Source organism: Streptomyces sp. NPDC041124 (assembly GCF_055592385.1).
In genome coordinates this window covers 1-19,634 of the sequence record NZ_JBVIYR010000008.1, presented here as the reverse complement: position 1 = coordinate 19,634, position 19,634 = coordinate 1, and the positions used below count along the sequence as shown (strand labels likewise).

At 73.2% G+C, this 19,634-nt stretch carries 16 protein-coding genes, 1 rRNA gene and 1 pseudogene; 4 read left to right on the top strand and 14 right to left on the bottom strand.

The features are described 5' to 3' along the window. Positions 1–95 precede the first annotated feature (95 nt). On the bottom strand, positions 96–1,745 hold the full coding sequence (locus tag ACZ6A9_RS21925) for a CTP synthase (protein ID WP_468987850.1): 1,650 nt from the start codon (positions 1,743–1,745) through the stop codon (positions 96–98). 460 nt (positions 1,746–2,205) lie between these two features. Here ACZ6A9_RS21925 and ACZ6A9_RS21920 point away from each other — a divergent pair, with 460 nt between their 5' ends. Both ACZ6A9_RS21920 and ACZ6A9_RS21915 read left to right on the top strand, forming a co-directional pair. Next, positions 2,206–4,008 carry a glycoside hydrolase family 15 protein gene (locus ACZ6A9_RS21920; RefSeq protein WP_468988645.1) on the top strand — a complete coding sequence of 601 codons (1,803 nt, stop codon included), beginning with the start codon at positions 2,206–2,208 and terminating at the stop codon, positions 4,006–4,008. 107 nt (positions 4,009–4,115) lie between these two features. Beyond that, positions 4,116–5,744: a PucR family transcriptional regulator gene (locus tag ACZ6A9_RS21915; RefSeq protein ID WP_468987848.1), complete on the top strand. Its 1,629-nt coding sequence runs from the start codon at positions 4,116–4,118 to the stop codon at positions 5,742–5,744. A 15-nt stretch (positions 5,745–5,759) separates the two neighbouring features. Here the strand turns inward: ACZ6A9_RS21915 and ACZ6A9_RS21910 are convergent, their stop codons facing one another. The 6 genes and pseudogenes from ACZ6A9_RS21910 to ACZ6A9_RS21885 all read right to left on the bottom strand — a co-directional run bounded on the left by ACZ6A9_RS21910 (position 5,760) and on the right by ACZ6A9_RS21885 (position 11,649). After that, on the bottom strand, positions 5,760–6,881 hold the full coding sequence (locus ACZ6A9_RS21910; protein WP_468987846.1) for a glycosyltransferase family 4 protein: 1,122 nt from the start codon (positions 6,879–6,881) through the stop codon (positions 5,760–5,762). A 96-nt stretch (positions 6,882–6,977) separates the two neighbouring features. Then, positions 6,978–7,714 (bottom strand): annotated as a pseudogene (locus tag ACZ6A9_RS21905) (hypothetical protein). Between the two features lie 11 nt (positions 7,715–7,725). Next, positions 7,726–9,444, bottom strand: a complete 1,719-nt coding sequence (gene recN / locus ACZ6A9_RS21900; RefSeq protein WP_468988639.1) for a DNA repair protein RecN — start codon at positions 9,442–9,444, stop codon at positions 7,726–7,728. 183 nt (positions 9,445–9,627) lie between these two features. Beyond that, positions 9,628–10,533, bottom strand: a complete 906-nt coding sequence (locus ACZ6A9_RS21895) for an NAD kinase (protein ID WP_468987844.1) — start codon at positions 10,531–10,533, stop codon at positions 9,628–9,630. After that, on the bottom strand, positions 10,530–11,345 hold the full coding sequence (locus tag ACZ6A9_RS21890; RefSeq protein WP_468987842.1) for a TlyA family RNA methyltransferase: 816 nt from the start codon (positions 11,343–11,345) through the stop codon (positions 10,530–10,532). The genes ACZ6A9_RS21895 and ACZ6A9_RS21890 overlap by 4 nt, the downstream gene beginning before the upstream one ends. A gap of 7 nt (positions 11,346–11,352) precedes the next feature. Continuing rightward, positions 11,353–11,649, bottom strand: coding sequence for a hypothetical protein (locus tag ACZ6A9_RS21885; protein ID WP_468987841.1), 297 nt, complete (start codon positions 11,647–11,649; stop codon positions 11,353–11,355). Positions 11,650–11,691: 42 nt separating this feature from the next. Between ACZ6A9_RS21885 and ACZ6A9_RS21880 the strand changes: the two genes are divergently transcribed. Beyond that, a complete protein-coding gene (locus ACZ6A9_RS21880) occupies positions 11,692–12,039 on the top strand; it encodes a sterol-binding protein (RefSeq protein ID WP_468987839.1) in 348 nt (115 codons plus the stop codon). Here the strand turns inward: ACZ6A9_RS21880 and ACZ6A9_RS21875 are convergent. The 4 genes from ACZ6A9_RS21875 to ACZ6A9_RS21860 all read right to left on the bottom strand — a co-directional run bounded on the left by ACZ6A9_RS21875 (position 12,023) and on the right by ACZ6A9_RS21860 (position 16,082). Then, positions 12,023–12,904: an ABC transporter ATP-binding protein gene (locus ACZ6A9_RS21875; RefSeq protein ID WP_468987838.1), complete on the bottom strand. Its 882-nt coding sequence runs from the start codon at positions 12,902–12,904 to the stop codon at positions 12,023–12,025. The genes ACZ6A9_RS21880 and ACZ6A9_RS21875 overlap by 17 nt on opposite strands. Then, positions 12,901–13,941 (bottom strand): FecCD family ABC transporter permease, encoded by a 1,041-nt coding sequence (locus ACZ6A9_RS21870; RefSeq protein ID WP_468987836.1) that lies wholly within the window; start codon positions 13,939–13,941, stop codon positions 12,901–12,903. Before ACZ6A9_RS21870 ends, ACZ6A9_RS21875 begins: the two co-directional genes overlap by 4 nt. Further along, positions 13,938–14,981, bottom strand: a complete 1,044-nt coding sequence (locus ACZ6A9_RS21865) for a FecCD family ABC transporter permease (protein ID WP_468987834.1) — start codon at positions 14,979–14,981, stop codon at positions 13,938–13,940. The genes ACZ6A9_RS21870 and ACZ6A9_RS21865 overlap by 4 nt, the downstream gene beginning before the upstream one ends. A 72-nt stretch (positions 14,982–15,053) precedes the next feature. Then, complete coding sequence (locus ACZ6A9_RS21860) at positions 15,054–16,082, bottom strand: HAD hydrolase-like protein (RefSeq protein WP_468987832.1); 1,029 nt, start codon at positions 16,080–16,082, stop codon at positions 15,054–15,056. A gap of 72 nt (positions 16,083–16,154) precedes the next feature. Between ACZ6A9_RS21860 and ACZ6A9_RS21855 the strand changes: the two genes are divergently transcribed. Next, on the top strand, positions 16,155–17,441 hold the full coding sequence (locus tag ACZ6A9_RS21855) for a DUF1015 domain-containing protein (protein ID WP_468987831.1): 1,287 nt from the start codon (positions 16,155–16,157) through the stop codon (positions 17,439–17,441). Positions 17,442–17,500: 59 nt separating this feature from the next. On the opposite strand, the gene ACZ6A9_RS21850 is transcribed toward ACZ6A9_RS21855, so the two are convergent. The 3 genes from ACZ6A9_RS21850 to rrf form a co-directional block, all read right to left on the bottom strand. Next, positions 17,501–18,256, bottom strand: a complete 756-nt coding sequence (locus ACZ6A9_RS21850; RefSeq protein ID WP_468988636.1) for a tetratricopeptide repeat protein — start codon at positions 18,254–18,256, stop codon at positions 17,501–17,503. Continuing rightward, positions 18,148–19,377 carry a hypothetical protein gene (locus ACZ6A9_RS21845; protein WP_468988679.1) on the bottom strand — a complete coding sequence of 410 codons (1,230 nt, stop codon included), beginning with the start codon at positions 19,375–19,377 and terminating at the stop codon, positions 18,148–18,150. The genes ACZ6A9_RS21850 and ACZ6A9_RS21845 overlap by 109 nt, the downstream gene beginning before the upstream one ends. A gap of 165 nt (positions 19,378–19,542) precedes the next feature. Continuing rightward, positions 19,543–19,634: ribosomal RNA gene (rrf, locus tag ACZ6A9_RS21840) — 5S ribosomal RNA — on the bottom strand; the annotation flags it as partial.

Sequence of the window (19,634 nt, the reverse complement as noted above, 5' to 3'; positions counted from 1 at the left end):
GTACGGCTCTCGTGCGCGGTGCCTGGGTGAAAAAAGCGGCCGGGGTGCGCCCCTTTTCGAGCGTTCGCACCCCGGCAACCGTACAACCGGGTGTGTTACTTCGAGATCTTCCGCTCGACCGAGGCCTTCACCAGACCCGCGAAGAGCGGGTGCGGACGGGTCGGACGCGAGCGCAGCTCGGGGTGCGCCTGGGTCGCGACCAGGTACGGGTGGACGTCGCGCGGGTACTCGACGTACTCGACGAGCTTGCCGTCCGGGGAGGTGCCGGAGAACACGATGCCGGCCTTCTTCTCCAGCTCCGCGCGGTAGGCGTTGTTCACCTCGTAGCGGTGCCGGTGGCGCTCCTCGACGTACTCCTTGCCGTCGTACACCTCGCGCACGATCGAGCCCTCGGCCAGCTTGGCCGGGTACATGCCGAGCCGCATGGTGCCGCCCATGTCGCCCTCGCCGGCCACGATGTCGAGCTGCTCGGCCATGGTGGAGATGACCGGGTGGGAGGTGGCCGGGTCGAACTCGGTGGAGTTGGCGTCGGAGATGTCCGCGAGGCTGCGCGCGGCCTCGATCACGATGCACTGCAGACCCAGGCAGAGGCCCAGCAGCGGGATCCGGTTCTCGCGGGCGTACTTGATCGCGCCGACCTTGCCGAGCACACCGCGGTCGCCGAAACCGCCCGGGATGCAGATGCCGTCGACGTCACCGAGCTGCGCCTGGGCGCCGGCCGGGGTCTTGCAGTCGTCCGAGGTGACCCACTTGATCTTCACCCGGGCCTTGTTGGCGAAGCCGCCCGCGCGCAGCGCCTCGGTGACCGAGAGGTAGGCGTCGGGCAGGTCGATGTACTTGCCGACCAGGGCGAGGGTGATCTCGTGGTCGGGGTTGTGGACCCGGTCGAGCAGGTCGTCCCAGGTCGTCCAGTCCACGTCCCGGAACGGCAGGTCCAGCTTGCGGACCACGTAGGCGTCCAGGCCCTCGCCGTGCACGGTCTTCGGGATGTCGTAGATCGAGCGGGCGTCCGGGCAGGCGACGACGGCGTCCTCGTCGACGTCGCACATCAGCGAGATCTTCCGCTTGATCGCGGTGGGCACCTCGCGGTCGCAGCGCAGCACGATCGCGTCCGGCTGGATGCCGATGTTGCGCAGCGCCGCGACCGAGTGCTGGGTGGGCTTCGTCTTGAGCTCGCCCGAGGGACCGATGTAGGGAAGGAGCGAGATGTGGACCACGAACACGTTGTCGCGCCCGACCTCGTGCCGGACCTGGCGGACGGTCTCCAGGAACGGCAGCGACTCGATGTCGCCTACCGTGCCCCCGACCTCCGTGATCACCACGTCGACCTCGTCGGTCGCCATCCGGCGGATCCGGTGCTTGATCTCGTTGGTGATGTGCGGAATGACCTGCACGGTGTCACCCAGGTACTCGCCGCGCCGCTCCTTGGCGATCACCGTGGAGTAGATCTGGCCCGTGGTGACGTTGGCGGAGCCGTCCAGGTCACGGTCGAGGAAACGCTCGTAGTGCCCGATGTCCAGGTCCGTCTCGGCGCCGTCGTTGGTGACGAACACCTCACCGTGCTGGAAGGGGTTCATCGTGCCCGGGTCGACGTTGAGGTACGGGTCGAGCTTCTGCATGACGACGCGCAGACCGCGGGCCTTGAGCAGCATGCCCAGGCTGGAGGCGGTCAGGCCCTTGCCGAGAGAGGAGGCGACACCCCCGGTGACGAAGATGTGCTTGGTCGTCGAAGATTTGGGCGGCATGGCCAAGAGGGGGCTCCCGTGGTCGCGGTCTGAGGGTGCGGTTCCGGGGTTTCTCGCCCACCGGTCCACGGGCTACCAGCGTAACAGCGCCGCGCGGCACCGGCTCACGGGCACGCTCCGCGCACGCGCCGCCACAGGGTATGCACCGCACACCGGACCCTCACCCCGCGGTCACTCGTTCGGCGGGCCCGCGTTGCCCCGAGCGGCACACAGATCATCTACGTGCGTCGTATCCTGCTCGGACACTCGCTGCCGAGCCCGGCCGGCCGAACGGCACCACCCCCGCCCGTAAGTTCCGGAACCACGTGAGCTCGTCAGTTCGTTGAGCGACAATGGACGCTTTGCCATCACGGCCGAGCGACTGATGTGCTGGTAGCTCGACGACGATCGCAAGAAACCCCTGACCGCACTAGCGACAACCCCCTCGCGGGGTGACGTGGCCGTTCGACTGGAGATGCACGTGGCCGGGCGCATCGAAGACTACGCACTCATCGGAGACATGCAGACGGCGGCGCTGGTCTGCCGGGACGGCACGGTGGACTGGCTGTGCCTGCCCCGCTTCGACTCGCACGCCATCTTCGCCGGCCTGCTGGGCACAGAGGATCACGGCTTCTGGCGGCTGGGCCCCGCCCACGCCGACGACGCCGAACCGCCGAGCGCGACCCGGCGCGGCTACCGCGGCGACTCGCTGATCCTCGAATCGGAGTGGGAGACACCGCGCGGCACGGTCCGCGTGACGGACTTCATGCCGCCGCGCGAGGGCGCCCCGCAGCTGATCCGCATCGTGGAAGGCGTCTCGGGCCGCGTCCCCATGCGCTCGGCACTGCGGATGCGCTTCTCCTACGGCAGGATCGTCCCGTGGGTGCACCGCCACGAAGGGCGCACCGTCGCCGTCGCCGGCCCGGACTCCGTGTGGTTCGACACCCCCGCCGAGACCTACGGCGAGGACCTGACCACGTACTCCGACTTCACCGTCGCCCCGGGCGAGCGGATCGCGTTCACCCTCTCCTGGGAGCCGTCGCACAAGGAGCCGCCCGCGCTGCCGGAGCCGGAGCAGTCGCTGACGGCGACGGAGGACTTCTGGCGTGAGTGGGTCGAGCACTGCACGTACCACGGTCCCTACCGTGAGGCGGTGATCCGCTCCCTGATCACGCTGAAGGCCCTGACGTACGCCCCCACCGGCGGCATCGTCGCCGCGCCCACCACCTCCCTGCCGGAGGACATCGGGGGCGTCCGCAACTGGGACTACCGCTACACCTGGCTGCGCGACGCGGCGATCACCCTGTCCTCGCTGCTGCGCACCGGCTACCGCGAGGAGGCCCGCGCCTGGCGCGAGTGGCTGCTGCGCGCGGTGGCGGGCGACCCGGAGAACCTGCAGATCATGTACGGCATCGCCGGTGAGCGCGAGCTCGGCGAGGCGGAGCTGGACTGGCTGCCCGGCTACGAGAACTCCTCCCCCGTCCGGGTGGGCAACGGCGCGGCGCACCAGCTCCAGCTGGATGTGTACGGCGAGGTCACCGAGGCCCTGCACCTGGCCCACATGACGGGCCTGGCCCGCAACGACTACGCCTCGCTGCTCCAGCTGAAGCTGATCCATTACCTGGAGAAGCACTGGACGGAGCCGGACGAGGGCATCTGGGAGGTGCGCGGCCCGCGCCGCCACTTCGTGCACTCCAAGGTGATGGCCTGGGTCGCCGTCGACCGCACCATCAAGCTCGTCGAGTCCGGCGACGCCGACGGCCCACTGGAGCGGTGGAAGCAGCTGCGCGAGGACATCCACCGGGACGTGTGCGAGAAGGGCTACGACAAGGAGCGCAACACCTTCACCCAGTCCTACGGCTCCCAGGAGCTCGACGCCTCCCTGCTGCTGATCCCGCAGATGGGCTTCCTGCCGCCGGACGACAAGCGGGTGATCGGCACCATCGAGGCGATCCAGCGCGAGCTGTCCACCTCCGACGGCTTCATCCTGCGCTACCCGACGGAGGGCAAGGACGAGGGCGTCGACGGCCTGCCGGGTGACGAGGGGGCGTTCCTCGCCTGCTCGTTCTGGATGGCCGACGACCTGGCGATGATCGGCCGCGTGGACGAGGCGCGCCGGCTCTTCGAGAAGCTGCTCGCCCTGCGCAACGACCTCGGCCTGCTGGCGGAGGAGTGGGACCCGCGCCTGCAGCGCCAGGTCGGCAACTTCCCGCAGGCCTTCAGCCACGTCCCGCTCATCGACACGGCCCTGCGCCTGACGGCTTCCGGCGCGTACGGAGGCTGAGCGCGGACCCGCCCGCAGCCGTCCGGCTGCGGGCGGACCGGCAGCCGGGCACCTCGCGGGCAGCGGCACTGTGACGCCCCGCCCGCACCCCGGGTACCGTCCGCTGCATGAACACCAGCGCACCTCCGCCCACGGGCATCACCGTGCGGCGCGCCCTGGACCTTCCCGGCCTCCGCAGCGGTCTCCCGGAGGTCCTCGCCGGCGCCGACCGGCTGGAGCGCGCGGTGCGCTGGGTGCACGCGGGCGAGGTGCCCCACATCGCCTCGCTGCTCAAGGGCGGTGAGCTGCTGCTGACCACCGGGTACGGGCTCGGCACCCGCCCGGCGGACCAGCGGGCGTTCGTGCGCACGCTGGCCGAGCGGGGCATCGCGGCGCTCGTGGTGGAGCTGGGACCGCGTTTCGGCCGACTGCCCGCCACCGTCGTCCAGGCGGCCAGGGCGGCGGGGCTGCCGCTGGTCCAGCTGCACCGCGAGGTGCCGTTCGTGACGGTCACCGAGGAGATCCACACCGAGATCGTCAACGGGCACTACGCACTGCTGCAACGCGCGGAGGAGGTGCACCGCCGCTGCACCGAGGCGCTGCTCGGTGGTGGCGGCGTCCCCCAGGTCCTGGAGATCCTCGCCGGGTTCAGCGGCAATCCGGTGTTCCTGGAGACGACCGACGGGCAACTGCTGTACGCGGCGGGCGAGGGCCCCGAGGGCGCCGACCCGCTCCAGGTGTGGGAAGGGCTGCGTGACCGGCACCGGGACGACCCGCCGGCCGGTTCGGCCCTGGTGGACGTGCCCGGCGGCGGCCCCGGCAGCGGCGGTGTACGGGCCCGGCTGGTGCTGCTTCCGGTGCGCAGCGCGCCGGAGCCGGTGCACCGGATGGCGGCCGAGCGGGCGGCGGGCCTCCTCGCCGTGGTGCTGATGCAGGCACGTCAGGAGGAGGAGCTCGCGGCGCGCGGCCGGGGGGACTTCCTCACCGACCTCGCCGAGGGGCGCGTCACCGCCGGGGACGCGCCCGCACAGGCGCGCGTACTGGGCTTCAGACCGGGTGCGGGACCGCTGCTGCCGGTGGTGATGCGGCTCGGCGACGCGCTGTCCCCGCAGGGTGGCGGCTGGGCGGTGCTGGCCCGGGCGGTGGGCGGGGAGCTGGCCTCGCTCGGGGTCCCCGTACTGCTCGGTGTGCGGCCGGTGGAGGGGCGGGTGCCGCTGCTGGTCGGGCTGCGCGCGGAGGCGGACCGGCCCGCGGTCGCCGACCGGGTGGCGGCCGCGCTGCGCGCCGGGGTGGAGCGGGCGGGGGCGCTGCGGCCCGGGGGCGGGCCGCCCGTCGTGGTCGTCGGCCCGGCCGGCGGCTGGGCGGCGGCGTCGACGGGGCTGCGGCACGCGGCGGAGACGGCGACCGCGGCCCAGGGCCTGCCCGACCGCCCCTGGTACGACGCCCGCCGGCTGGACATCGACCTGCTGCTGTGGCGGCTGCGGGACCATCCGGACCTGGCGGCGTTCGTGGAGCGCGCGGTCGGCCCGGTCCTCGACCACGACCGCCGGTCCAGGCCGCCGCTGCTGCCCACCCTGGAGACGTACCTGGCCCACGCGGGACGCAAGGCGGAGACGGCGCGCGAACTGCACCTGAACCGGCAGACGCTCTACAACCGGCTCGCCCGCATCGGTGAGTTGCTGGGCACCGACCTCGACGACCCGCAGACGGTCCTGGCGCTGAGCCTCGCCCTGCGCGCCCGCCGCCACGTGCCGTGAGCACGCACCCCGGGGTCAGACCAGCGGCCGGGGCCGCGTCAACTCGTCATACACGCTGAGCACCTGGGCCACCGTCTCGTCCTCGGTCGGCCAGCCGGCCGCCTGCCGCACGCCCCGCTCCCTGAGCACCTCGCGGCGCCCGGGGTCGTCCAGCAGCCCCGTGACGGCGTCGGCGAGCGCCCGCGCGTTGCCGTAGGGGACCAGTTCGGCGGCGTCGCCGACGAGTTCGGGGATGCCGCCGACCCGGGTCGCGACGAGCGGCACCCGCGCGCGGAGGGCTTCCTGGGCGAGCGGGGAGCGCGCCTCCCAACGGCTGGGCAGCAGCGCGACGTCGGCGGCGGTGAGCAGGTCGCCGACGTCCTCACGCCGGCCGAGCAGCCGCACCGGCAGCTCCTCGTCCTCGATCCTGCGCTGGAGTTCGGCGCGCAGCGGCCCCTCCCCCGCGAGCACCACCAGCGGCACCGGGTCGCGCCTGCGCCACGCGTGGGTGGCGTCCAGCAGGACGTCGTAGCCCCGGTGCCGTTCGAGCGCGCCGACGGCGATGAGCAACGGGCGTCCCGTGGCGCCGAGTTCGGCCCGGATCTTGGGACGCAGCCGGTCCGGGTCGTCCGGCTGGGGGGACGTGCCGGGACCCGGCAGGGAGACGGCGGCCAGCCGCGCGTCCCGCGCTCCGGCTCGGCGCGCCCGGTCGACGAGGGGGGACGTCGTCCCGAGCACCACGGTGGCCGCCCTGACCACGCGCCGTTCCAGCACGCGCAGGAAGTGCGCCCGGGGCCCGTCGGCGTGCGCCCGGTCGTGCCAGGTGACGATCAGCGGCGTACGCCGTCCACCGAGGGCGAGGGCGGTGCGGAACGAGGCATGCAGACCGTGCGCGTGGACCAGGTCGGCGCCCGTGCAGGCGGCCCGCAGCGCGGCCACCGATCCCGGGTCGCTGCTGCGCGGCACGGGTACGTGCTCGGCGCCCACCGAGGTGAAGTCGTAGGTGTGTTCGGCCTCCACGGGGGCGCACACCGTGACCCGCACGCCCCTGGCGACGAGCCCCGCGGCCAGCGAGCGCACATGGGCGCTGCCGGCGGCGTTGCCGCCGCCCAGCACCTGCACGGTGCGCAGGGACGACTGGCTGCTCACGGGGGTCACGTGGCCGGGCTCCTGGTTCGGGTCGGGCGGTCACGAAGAACGTACAGAAGGATCGTGCGGAGGGGGTGTACCGCGCGGTTTCCTACGCGTACTCCGTCAAGCATGCCAGGGCGCGCACGGGTTACGGGAACCGCCGAAGTGGGGACCCGAATCCACCCACACCTCTAAATCACCCGTACGAGTGACGGAGTGTCCGATTCCGCTTCCTGGCCGGTGTCCGGTGAGGAGACCGGTCCGTCCGGTGCCCTCCACGATCGCGGCCCCACGGCAGCGCCCCGCGCGAGCGCACCCGTGCCACCGGGCATCGTGCGCCGTCCGAGGCTGCCGGGCAGAACGGCCGCCGCGGGGCCCGTCGCGGCCGCGGCGGTCCGGCCGGCTCCCGGGGCCCGGCGCGGCAGCCCCGGCGCGCCGAGCGCGAGCACCGTGTCGAGCGGCCGCTCCTTCAGCACCGCACCCGCCGCGAGCCCCGCGGCCGGGATCCCGGGGAGTTCGACCGCCCCGCTGGTCACCTCACCGTGCCTCAGCGCCCCGAGGTGCGCCCGGAGGCCGTGCCGCGGGTCGCCCGCCCCGGCGACGTCGTCGTACGGCCCGCACAGCCCGGCGACGAGCACGGCGGCTCAGGCGGCGGGGCGCACCCGGGCGGCGCCGCCCGCCCCGGCGAGGGCGGACGCCGGACCGGCGTACAGCCCGGCGGACCGGCCGGCGTGGTTCGTCCGCTCCCGGCGCTCCCTGCCGCCGGGCGGCCGCCGCCGGAGCGTGGCCGTCGCGGCCAGGGTGAGGGCGGCAGCGCCGGCGAACGAGGCGAACCCCGCGCGGGCCCCGGTCCGCGGCACGGTCCCGGTGGTCAGGCGTCCGCCCGAGCCGTCTCCAGCAGTTCCTCCGCGTGCGCGCGGGCCGTTTCCGAGTTCTCCTGGCCGGCCAGCATGCGGGACAACTCCCGGATGCGGTCCTCGCCTTCGAGGACCTTCACCCCGGACCGGGTCACCGACCCGTCGTTGGTCTTCTCCACCAGCAGTTGCCGGTCGGCGAACGCCGCCACCTGCGGCAGGTGGGTGACGACCACGACCTGCGCCGTCTTCGCCAGCCGCGCGAGCCGCCGCCCGATCTCAACCGCCGCCTTGCCGCCCACTCCGGCGTCCACCTCGTCGAAGAGGTACGTCGGCACCGGGTCGGTCCCGGCGAACACGACCTCAACGGCCAGCATCACGCGCGACAGCTCACCGCCCGACGCCCCCTTGGCGATGGGCCGGGGCGGCGCACCGGGGTGCGGGGCCAGCAGCAGCTCGACCTCGTCCACCCCCGACGGTCCGTAGGCGACCGTGCGCCCGCCGACCTCGACGCCCTCCGGGTCCTCGGTCTGGCGGATGTCGAACGACACCCGCGCGTGCGGCATCGCGAGCGAGGCCAGTTCCGCGGTCACGGCCGCCGCGAACCGCTCCGCCGCCTCGGTCCGCGCGTCGGTCAGCTCCTGGGCGAGCACGCCCAGCTCGCCGCGGAGCGCGTCGCGTTCGGCGGTCAGTTCCCCGATCCGTTCGTCGTCGCCGTCCAGCTCGGTCAGCCTCGCGGCACTCCGCTCGGCCCACGCCAGGACGGCGGAGACGTCCTCGCCGTACTTGCGGACCAGTCCGGTGAGCGCGGCCCGCCGCTCCTCGACCGCGGCCAGCCGCAGCGGATCGGCGTCCAGGTCGTCGGCGTACCCCGCCAGCTCCCCGGCGACGTCGCGCAGCAGGATGCCGATCTCCCCGATCCGGTCGGTCAGCGCGGCCAGCGCCGGATCGTGCGCCCGCACGGCCTCCAGGGCCCGCTGGGCGCCCGCGACGAGCGTCCCGGCGTCCACGCTCTCGGGATCCTCGGGGTTACCGGCGAGCGCCGCGTGGGCGAGCGCGGCGGCGGACGCCAGCGCCTCGGCGTGCCCGAGCCGCTCCGCCTCCTCCGCCAGCTCCACGTCCTCGCCCGCGCGGGGCTCCACGGCGGCGATCTCCTCGAGCCCGAAGCGCAGCAGGTCGGCCTCCTGGGCCCGCTCACGCGCGCGCGTGGTGATCCGCTCCAGCTCCGTGGTGACCGCCCGCAGCCGCTTGTACGCCTCACCGTACTTGCCGAGCGGCACGGCGACCGCGTATCCGGCGTACCGGTCGAGGGCCTGCCGCTGCCGGGCCAGCTTCAGCAGCCCCTGCTGGTCGGTCTGCCCGTGCACGGCCACGAGGTCGTCGGCGAGCTCCGCGAGCAGTCCCACCGGCACGCTCCGCCCGCCGAGGTGCGCCCGTGAGCGCCCCTCGGCGGAGACGGTGCGGCTGACCAGCAGCGTCCCGTCGTCCAGCTCGGCCCCGGCCTCCTCGGCGCGTACCACGGCGGCGGCGCCCTCGGGCACGGCGATCCGTCCCTCGACGACCGCGTTCTTCGCCCCGATCCGCACCAGCGCCGCGTCCGCCCGCCCGCCCAGCAGCAGGCCCAGGCTGGTGACCACCATGGTCTTGCCCGCGCCCGTCTCACCCGTGACGGCGGTGAAGCCGGGCGACAACTCGACCACAGCGTCGTCGATGACCCCGAGCGACCGTATCCGCATCTCCTCAAGCACGCACCCGACCTTACGAGGTCGAAGCCCGCGAGTGCGACCGGCCCGCCTGTGTCACCCGGGGGAGTGGTCGTCCCTCAGGGGCGCGGGGCCCCGCGCGAACAGCCACGGACAACGCGCCGCCGCCGACGCCGCGACACCACCCCTCCGGCACCGCCGGGGCCTGTCCGGGCCCTAGTGCGGCGCACCCCGCCACCCCGACACCGGCAGGGCGAATTTCGCGACCAGCCGGTCGGTGAACGAGGCGTGGTGCAACCGGGCCAGCCGCACCGGCACCGCCCCCCTGCGCACCTCCACCCGCGCGCCGACGGGCAGCTCCACGGTCCGCCGCCCGTCGCACCAGAGCACGCCCGGGGGGACGTGCGGCAGCATCTCCACCGCCAGCACCGAGTCCGGCGAGGTCACCAGCGGCTTCGCGAACAGCGCGTGCGCGCTGATCGGCACCATCAGCAGCGCCTCGACCTCCGGCCACACCACGGGCCCGCCCGCGGAGAAGGCGTACGCGGTGGATCCGGTCGGGGTGGCGCAGACGATCCCGTCGCAGCCGAACCCGGTCACCGGACGTCCGTCGATCTCCAGCACGACCTCCAGCATCCGCTCGGCGGACACCTTCTGCACGGCCGCCTCGTTCAGCGCCCAGTCGGTGTGCACGATGTCACCGTTGCGGTGCACGACGACGTCGACCGTCATCCGCTCCTCGACCTCGTACGCCCGGTTCACCACCCGGTCGACGACCTTGTCGAGGTCGTCCCGCTCGGCCTCGGCGAGGAACCCGACCCGCCCGAGGTTGACGCCCAGCATGGGCACCCCGGAGGCACGGGCGAACTCGGCGCCGCGCAGCAGCGTGCCGTCGCCGCCCAGCACGATCAGCAGCTCACAGTCGTCCAGGCACTCGGGGGTGCCCTCCTTGACGGTCTCCACGTCGTCCGGCAGCGGCAGGTCGCGGGCCTCGTCCTCCAGGACCCGCACCCCGAGACCGGAGCGCAGCAGGCCCCCGACCACGAGCGCGGCGCTGCGGATGGCCGCGGGCCGTCCGGTGTGGGCCAGCAGGAAAACAGTACGAGCTCGGTTCTGCGTCAACTCGGCCCCTCCGCCACAGCACGGTCAACATCGGCCGGGTCCGGTGCCGGAGCGCCGGACCGCAGCCACAGGAAGTATTCGACATTCCCCGAGGGGCCGGGAAGCGGACTCGCCGTCACGCCACGCACCCCCAGGCCCAGCTCCCAGGCCCGCTCGGCCACCGAGCGCACGGCCTCGGCACGCAGTTGCGGGCTGCGCACGACCCCGCCGCTGCCGAGCCGCTCCTTGCCGACCTCGAACTGCGGTTTCACCATCATCACCAGGTCGGCGTCCGGCTTCACGCACCGCTTCAGGGCGGGCAGCACCAGCCCGAGCGGGATGAACGACAAATCCCCCACGACAAGATCCACAGGCTCCCCATCGATGGCCTCGAGCGTCAACTCCCGTACGTTCGTACGGTCCTTGACGGTGACGCGTTCATCGTTGCGGAGAGACCAGGCGAGTTGTCCGTATCCGACGTCCACGGCGACCACGTGCGCGGCCCCGGCCCGCAGCAGGACGTCGGTGAAACCGCCGGTGGAGGCGCCGGCGTCGAGCGCCCGCCGTCCGGCGACGACCAGCCCGCGGGGCACGAACGCCTCCAGGGCGCCCGCCAGCTTGTGGCCGCCGCGCGAGACGTAGTCCGGGTCACCGGTGTCCTCGGCGACGACGATCGCGGCGGCGGTCTCCACCTGTGTGGCGGGCTTGGTCGCCACCGTCCTGCCGACGCTGACCCGCCCGGCGGCGATCAGCTGGCTGGCGTGCTCGCGTGAGCGTGCGAGCTTACGGCGGACCAGCTCCGCGTCGAGACGGCGGCGTGCGACTCCTGCCACGGTGGGTTCAGCTCCTGTGTACGTGTTCCGGCGGGGGCCCCTGGCGGGCGTCGAGCGCGGTGAGCGCGTCGCGCAGTCCCCGGTGTACATCCTCGTACACCCCGAGGTGGCCGTCGGTGGTGAGGTGGTCGGCGTCGGCCAGCCGCTCCACGTGGGCGTCGACGTCCGCATGCCCGGTGGGGGTGCGCGGCACGTCCAGGGGGGCGGGGGCGGCGGGGGCGTCGTCGGGTGCCCGCGGCCCGGTGTGCTCCGGCTCCTCGAGGTCCGGCCGCGGGGCCCCGGCCTCCGGCGCTGCGTCGTTCATGCCCCGACGCTATCGCGTGCGGCTGCGGTACCGTCGTCCGCGATGGCCACGATCGAGGAGTGCCGTGCCGCACTCGAAGAGCTCTCGGACAGCATGCGCGGCGCCCACGGGGACGTTCGCGCGGCCGCGGCGATGGACCGCTCGGTGAGCTGCCACATCACCGACCTGGACGTCACCTTCGCCGGCCGGCTCGAAGGCGGCCGGATCCATGTGCGCGACACGTTCCCCGGCCCGCCGCGCGAGAGGGCGCAGATACGGCTGGCGATGACGGGCGACGACCTGGTGGCCCTGGTCGGTGGCGAGCTGCACTTCGCCCGGGCGTGGGGTTCGGGCCGCGTCCGGCTGGAGGCCGGACTGCGCGACCTGTTCCAGCTCAGGAAGCTCCTGTGACTCCGACCTTCCGCGCCGTGCGCCTCGACCGTGCCGTGCGGGCCGCCGGCACCACCAGCGGGGTACCGGTCTCGGGGTCGTCGATGACCTGGCAGCGCATTCCGAAGACCTCTTCCACCAGCTCCGCGGTGACGATGTCGTTCGGTGCGCCCTGGGCGATGACCTTCCCCCCGCGCAGGGCGATGAGGTGGGTGGCGTAGCGGGCGGCGTGGTTGAGGTCGTGCAGGACGGCGACGAGGGTGCGCCCGTGTTCCTCGTGCAGGTCGGCGCAGAGGTCGAGGACGTCGATCTGGTGCTGGATGTCCAGGTAGGTGGTCGGCTCGTCGAGCAGCAGCAGCGGCGTCTGCTGGGCCAGGGCCATGGCGATCCACACGCGCTGGCGCTGACCGCCGGAGAGTTCGTCGACGTAGCGTTCGGCCAGCTCGGCGACGCCGGTGCCGGCCATGGACTCCTGGACGACCCGCTCGTCCTCGGCGGACCACTGGCGCAGCAGCCCCTGGTGCGGGTAGCGGCCGCGGCCGACCAGGTCGCCGACCGTGATGCCGTCGGGGGCGATCGACGACTGGGGCAGCAGTCCCAGGGTGCGGGCGACCTTCTTCGCGGGCAGCGACTGGATGACCTGCCCGTCGAGCAGGACCCGTCCCTCGGCCGGCTTGAGCATCCGTGACAGGGCACGCAGCAGGGTCGACTTGCCGCACGCGTTGGGGCCGACGATCACCGTGAACGAGTTGTCCGGTATCTCCACCGACAGCTGTTCGGCGATGACCCGCTGGTCGTAGGCGAGGGTGACGTTCTCGGCGGACAGTCGGTTCACGGTGCTCCTTCGGTGGTTCGTCCCGCTGCTGTGGGTGCTGCCGTCGCTCATATCCGGCCCGCCCTGCGTTCGGTGACCAGCAGCCACAACAGGTAGACACCGCCGAGCACACCCGTGACGACGCCGACGGGCAGCTGGTCGGCGCCGAACGCCCGCTGTGAGATCCAGTCGGCGCTGACCAGCAGGGCCGCGCCCATGCAGAGCGACGCCACCAGGTTCGGGCCCGGCGAACGGGTCAGCCGCCGGGCGAGCTGCGGCGCGGTGAGCGCGACGAAGCTGACCGGTCCGGCGGCGGCGGTGGCGGACGCGGTGAGCAGCACCGCCGACAGCATCAGCAGCAGCCGTACGCGCTCCACGCGCACGCCGAGGGCGTAGGAGACGTCGTCGCCCATCTCCATCATCTTCAGCCCGCGGGAGTTGACGAGGACCAGCGGCAGAAGCACGGAGCACAGGGCGAGCAGCGGCCAGACCTGGTCCCAGTCGCGGCCGTCGAGGGATCCGGTCATCCAGACGACCGCGCGGGCGGCGTCCACGATGTCGGACTTGGTCAGCAGGTAGCCGTTGACCGCGGTGACGATCGCGGAGACGCCGATGCCGACCAGGACCAGCCGGTAGCCGTGCACACCCCGCTTCCAGGCGAGGACGTAGATGGCGAACCCGGTCGCCAGGCCCCCGGCGAGCGCGCCGAGGGCGACCTGGTTGGCGCTGCCGGAGAACAGCACGATCATCGTGAGGGCGCCGGCCGTCGCGCCCTGGCCGAGGCCGAGGACGTCGGGGCTGCCCAGCGGGTTGCGGGAGATGGCCTGGAACAGCGCGCCGCCGAGGCCGAGGGAGGCGCCGACCAGCAGCCCGACCAGGACCCGCGGCAGCCGCAGTTCGTTGACGATGAACTCCTGGCCGGCGTCGCCCTCGCCGAGGAGGGTCCTGATCACGTCGGCGGCGGGGATCGGGAAGTCGCCGGTGCCGATCAGTACGACGCTCGCGGCGAGCGCCACGGCCAGCAGCAGGACGGTGACGGCGAAGGCACGCGCGTCCAGCCGCACCGAGAGGCCGCCGGGTGTCCGCACCGCGCGGTTGGTCTTCTTCACAGCTGGGCCGTCCTCCGCCGTCGTACGAGAAAGATGAAGACCGGGCCGCCGAGGATCGCGGTGACGATGCCGACCTGCAGTTCGGCGGGCCGGGCCACGATCCGGCCGAGGACGTCGGCGCCGAGGAGCAGCACGGGCGACAGGATCGCCGCGTACGGCAGGATCCAGCGCAGGTCGGGCCCGGTGAAGGAACGCACCACGTGCGGCACCATCAGACCGACGAACATGATCGGCCCGCAGGCGGCGGTCGCGGCCCCGCACAGCACGGTCGCGGCCAGCATGGACAGCGCCCGGGTGCGGTTGAGGTCGGCACCCAGGGCCTTCGCGGTGTCGTCGCCCATCGCCATGGCGTTCAGCGGCCGGGCGAGCGCCAGCGCCAGCAGCGAACCGGACAGCAGGAACGGCACCACCTGCCGGATGGCCTCGTCGCTCCCGGAGGCCAGCGAGCCCACCGTCCAGAACCGCATCCGGCCGAGCGCCGCCTCGTCCAGGATCATGATGGCCTGGAGGTAGCCGAACAACGCCGCGCTGATGGCCGTACCGGCGAGCACGAGCCGCACCGGGGTCGCGCCCCTGCTGCCGCCGAGGAACCACACCAGCGCGCCCACGGCCGCCGCGCCGAAGAACGCGAACCACACGTATCCGGCGAGGGAGGTGACGCCGAAGAAGGTGATGGCAGTGACCACGGCCGCGGACGCGCCCGCGTTGATGCCGAGGAGCCCGGGATCGGCCAGCGGGTTGCGGGTCAGTGCCTGGAGCACCGCCCCCGCCAGGCCGAGCGCGGCGCCGGCCAGCAGCCCCAGGACGGTGCGGGACAACCGGTCCGCGACGACGACGTCACCGAAGGTGCCCGACGCGTGGAACAGACCGTGCCACACCTGCTCCAGGGACAGCTCCTTCGCCCCGACCGCGATGCTCGCCAGGGCGACGAGCACCAGGATCACGACGGACACGAGCAGCCCGACGACGCGTATCGCCCGGCGGTTCGGGGGCGCGGGAGCGGTCTCCGCGCGCTGTTCGGGGGGACTCTCGACCAACACCCGGTTAGGTTAGCCTACCCTGCTATTGGATCACGATCCGTGGACGTCATTTCCCTGGTGGCACGGGGTGTTTCACAACCCCAGCCGGGCCAGCGCCTTCCCGCCGTCCAGCTCGCACACCCCCACACCGGCGGCCGTCCACGCCGCCGCGCACAGGGCACGCAGCCCGTCCAGCGCACCACCGTCGCCGTCGAGTTCCAGCTCCGTGGTCCCCGCGGTCGCCGTCCAGCCACCGCACCGGAACCCGTCGCCGGCCGCGGCGACCTCCGGCTGCCCGGTGAGCATCCCCCGCAGGTCGCCGTCGACGTACGTCGGCCGGTGCTGCGGCGGCGCGGCGAGCAGCAGCGCCCCGTCCGTCACCCCGGTGAGCACCAGCAGCGAGTCCACCTCGCCGTTGAACGCCCCCTCGATGTCCGTGTCCAGCCGGTCCCCCACCACCAGGGGCCGTGCCGCACCGGTCCGCAGGATCGTCTCCCGGTGCATCGGCGGCAGCGGCTTGCCCGCGACCTGCGGCTCGGCGCCCGTGGCGATACGGACGACCTCCACCGCCGCGCCGTTGCCCGGGGCGATGCCCCGCCCGCTGGGAATGGTCAGGTCGGTGTTGGACGCGAACCACGGCACTCCACGCGCGACGGCGTACGACGCCTCCGCGAACCGGCCCCACGGCAGCTCGGGCCCGCCGTACCCCTGCACGACCGCCACCGGGTCGTCGTCCGCCGACTCCACCGGCACCAGCCCGCGCTCACGCAACGCCACCCGCAGCCCCTCACCCCCGATCACCAGCACCCGGGAGCCCTCCGGCACCTGCTCGGCGATCAGCCGCGCCACCGCCTGGGCGGAGGTGACGACGTCGCCGGCCTCCGCCGGTATCCCCAGCTCGGTCAGGTGCGCCGCCACGGCGTCCGGGGTGCGCAGGGCGTTGTTGGTCACGTAGGCGAGGCGCATACCGCCGTCACGAGCCGTGGCGAGCGACGCGACCGCGTGGACGATCGCGTTGCCGCCCGCGTAGACCACACCGTCGAGGTCGAGCAGCGCCGTGTCGTACGCCTCGTTCAGGGCCTGCCCACTGCCCTCGGGCCTCGTCCTGACGCTCCGGCTCATTCCGCATCGCTCCTCGTTCGACGGCTTTCCCCCGATCATCCCCCATGCCACCGACACCCGTACGATGCCGGGATGAACACTGCAGGTCACTCGAAGGCAAGGGCGCCCCGAGGCCTGGAACTCACCCCGTTCCGAGGCCTTCGCTACGACCCCGACCGGGTCGGCAGCCTGGCCGCCGTGACATCCCCGCCGTACGACGTCGTGGTCCGCCCCGACGGCCTGCACCACCTCCAGTCCGCCGACCCCTACAACATCGTCCGGCTGATCCTCCCCGAGGCCGCCACACCCGGGGCCCGCAACGCCCAGGCGGCCGAGACGCTGCGCCGCTGGCGCTCCGAGGGCGTCCTCGCCGCCGACCCCGACCCCGGCCTGTACGTCTACGAACAGCGCGACGACGGCATGGTGCAGCGCGGCATCATCGGCCTGCTGCGGGTGTCCGACCCGGACGAGCAGCTCGTGCTGCCGCACGAGGACGTCATGCCGCACATCGTCGCCGACCGCGCGGACCTCATGCGGGCCACGTCCGCCAATCTGGAACCGCTGCTGCTCACCTACCGCGGCGACGGCGCGGCGACCGTCACGGCCGAAGTGATCGAGCGCACGGCCGGGCAGCGTCCGCTGCTGGCGACCACCACGGAGGACGGTTTCCACCACCGTCTGTGGTCCGTCACCGACCCCGCCGTCCTGGCGGCGATCGGGCAGGAACTCGCCTGCCACCAGGCGCTCATCGCCGACGGCCACCACCGCTGGGCCACCTACCGCCGCCTGCGCACGGAGCACACCTCCCCCGGTCCCTGGGACCACGGACTGGTGCTTCTCGTGGACACGGCACGCTATCCGCTGCGCGTGCGTGCCATCCACCGTCTGCTGCACGCCCTGCCGGTCCGGGACGCCGTGGCGGCCCTCGACGGCCGCTTCCGGGTCCGGCACCTCGACGTGCCGCTGTCCCGGGCCATGGACGCCCTGGCCGAAGCGTCCGAGGCGGGCAACGCCTTCCTCCTCGCGGGTGACGGCGCCTTCCACCTCGTCGACCGCCCGGATCCCGCGCTGCTGGCCCGCACGGTCCCGGTGGACCGCCCGCCGGCCTGGCGCACCCTGGACGCGACGGTCCTGCACTCCACGCTCCTGGACCACGTGTGGCGCGTCCCCGACTCCCCCGCGCACATCGCGTACATCCACGACACGGCGGCCACGGTCGAGAAGGCGGAACGCGACGGCGGCACGGGGGTGCTGATGCATCCGGTGCACGAGGACGTCGTCCGCGATCTCGCCCGGCAGGGTGTCACGATGCCGCGCAAGTCGACGTCGTTCGGCCCGAAGCCGGCTTCCGGTCTGGTGCTGCGGGCGCTCGACGTGTGACGAAGGGGCGGGCCTCACCGGGAGGCCCGCCCCTTCGTCGTCGATGCGGGTCGCTGACGTCAGTCCTTGTCGTCCTGCGCGTCCTGCTTGTCCTGCGTGTCCTGCTGGGTGGGGGCGTCCTCGGCGGGCGCGTCCTCGTCGAGGGCGTCCGTGAACTCCACACCGTCCAGCTCGGCGAGCCGGTCGGAGGCGTCGGTGCTGCCGTCGCGGTCGGCCTCCACGGCCTTGGCGAACCATTCCCGTGCCTCACCGCTCCGGCCGGCCGCGAGCAGCGCGTCCGCGTAGGCGTACCGCAGTCGCGCGGTCCACGGCTGCACGGAGTGGGACGCCAGCTCCGAGCTCTGCAGGGTCACGATCGCCGCGTCCAACTGCCCCATGTCACGCCGGGCGCCGGCCGCGACGAGCCGCATCTCGACCTGTCCCGCCTTGTCCAGCTTCTGCACCTCGGGCGCCCCGGCCATGTCCAGCGCCTTCTCCGGCCGCCCGAGTCCGCGCTCGCAGTCGGCCATGAGGGGCCACAGTTCCACCGTCCCGGTCATCCGCCGCGCGGCCCGGAACTCGGCGAGCGCCTCGGCGTACTTCTGGTTGGCGTAGGCGGCGAATCCGGCGGCCTCCCGAACGGCGGCGACACGCGAGGCCAGTCGCAGGGCCACCCTGGAGTAGCCGTACGCACCCTCGGGGTCCTCGTCGATGAGCCGGGCGACCATCACCAGGTTCTTGGCGACGTCCTCCGCGAGGGTCTTGGGCAGGCTCTGCAGTTCCTGCCGTACGTCCTTGTCGATCTCCTCGCCCGTGACGTCCTCGGGGATCGGCAGCCGCTTGATCGGCTCGCGGTCGCGGTCCCGGTCGTCGCGGAAGCGTCCGCCGCCGGGCCGGTCGTCCCGTCCACGGTAGCCACCGGGCCTTCCGCCACGGTCGTCACGGCGAGGGCCACGGCCCCGGTCCCGGTCGTCACGGCCACGATCGTCACGGCCACGGAAGCCGCCCCGGTCACCGCCACGGCTGTCCTCGCGGCGGAAACCGCCCCGGTCGTCGCGCCGGTCATCACGCCGGTCATCACGCCGGAAGCCGCCACGGTCATCGCGTCGGAAGCCCTCGCGCTCGCCACGGCTGTCACCGCGGTCTGCGGTACGGCTGTCGTCCCGCCGGAAGCCACCCCGGTCGTCGCGCCGGCTGTCGTCACGGCCCCGGAAACCGCCCCGGTCACCGCCACGGCTGTCCTCGCGGCGGAAACCGCCCCGCTCACCCCGGTCGTCGCGCCGGAAACCGCCCCGCTCACCCCGGTCATCACGCCGGAAACCGCCACGGTCACCACGGTCATCGCGTCGGAAGCCCTCGCGCTCGCCACGGCTGTCACCGCGGTCTGCGGTACGGCTGTCGTCCCGCCGGAAACCGCCACGGTCGTCGCGCCGGCTGTCGTCACGGCCCCGGAAACCGCCCCGGTCACCGCCACGGCTGTCCTCGCGGCGGAAACCGCCCCGCTCACCCCGGTCGTCGCGCCGGTCATCACGCCGGAAACCGCCACGGTCACCGCTCCGGCTGTCGTCGCGCCGGAAGCCACCACGGTCGTCACGGTCATCGCGGCCGCGGTATCCGCCTCGGTCACCGCGGTTGTCATCCCTGCCGCGGAAACCTCCACGGTCACCGCGGTTGTCGTCACGGCGGTAGCCCCCACGATCCCGGTCGCCGCCCCGGCTGTCGTCCCTGCGGTCGTCACGACGGTCCTCACGGCCGCGGTACCCACCACGGTCGTCATCACGTCCACGGAAGCTGCCGCGCTCCGGCCGGCCACCGGCGCGGTCGTCGCGTCGGAAGCCTCGGTCACGGTCTCCACCACGGTCACGGTCGTCGCGACGGAAGGCCGGACGGTCACCGTCCCTGCGGAAACCGCGGTCGCGGTCATCGCCTCGACGAGGGCCACCACGCTGGCCACCACGGTCAGAGCGTTCGCCACTCTCCCGTCGCCGCTGATCGCGCTCCGGTCGGTCGTCGGGAGAGTTGGTGGACATCGGTGACTCCTGTCTTCGGTACTGCAAGCTTAAATACAAAAGGACCCCTGGTCCCAGCTGAACGCTGGTGACCAGGGGTCCTTCCAAAGATTGTTCGGCGGCGTCCTACTCTCCCACAGGGTCCCCCCTGCAGTACCATCGGCGCTGTAAGGCTTAGCTTCCGGGTTCGGAATGTAACCGGGCG

What these genes read in the sequence shown, in the direction of transcription:
- ACZ6A9_RS21885 (WP_468987841.1), bottom strand. Translation starts at nt 11,649, where the DNA reads ATGAACGACGCAGCGCCGGAGGCCGGGGCCCCGCGGCCGGACCTCGAG.
- ACZ6A9_RS21860 (WP_468987832.1), bottom strand. Translation starts at nt 16,082, where the DNA reads ATGAGCCGGAGCGTCAGGACGAGGCCCGAGGGCAGTGGGCAGGCCCTG.
- ACZ6A9_RS21855 (WP_468987831.1), top strand. Translation starts at nt 16,155, where the DNA reads ATGAACACTGCAGGTCACTCGAAGGCAAGGGCGCCCCGAGGCCTGGAA.
- ACZ6A9_RS21875 (WP_468987838.1), bottom strand. Translation starts at nt 12,904, where the DNA reads ATGAGCGACGGCAGCACCCACAGCAGCGGGACGAACCACCGAAGGAGC.
- ACZ6A9_RS21915 (WP_468987848.1), top strand. Translation starts at nt 4,116, where the DNA reads ATGAACACCAGCGCACCTCCGCCCACGGGCATCACCGTGCGGCGCGCC.
- ACZ6A9_RS21925 (WP_468987850.1), bottom strand. Translation starts at nt 1,745, where the DNA reads ATGCCGCCCAAATCTTCGACGACCAAGCACATCTTCGTCACCGGGGGT.
- recN (WP_468988639.1), bottom strand. Translation starts at nt 9,444, where the DNA reads ATGCGGATACGGTCGCTCGGGGTCATCGACGACGCTGTGGTCGAGTTG.
- ACZ6A9_RS21880 (WP_468987839.1), top strand. Translation starts at nt 11,692, where the DNA reads ATGGCCACGATCGAGGAGTGCCGTGCCGCACTCGAAGAGCTCTCGGAC.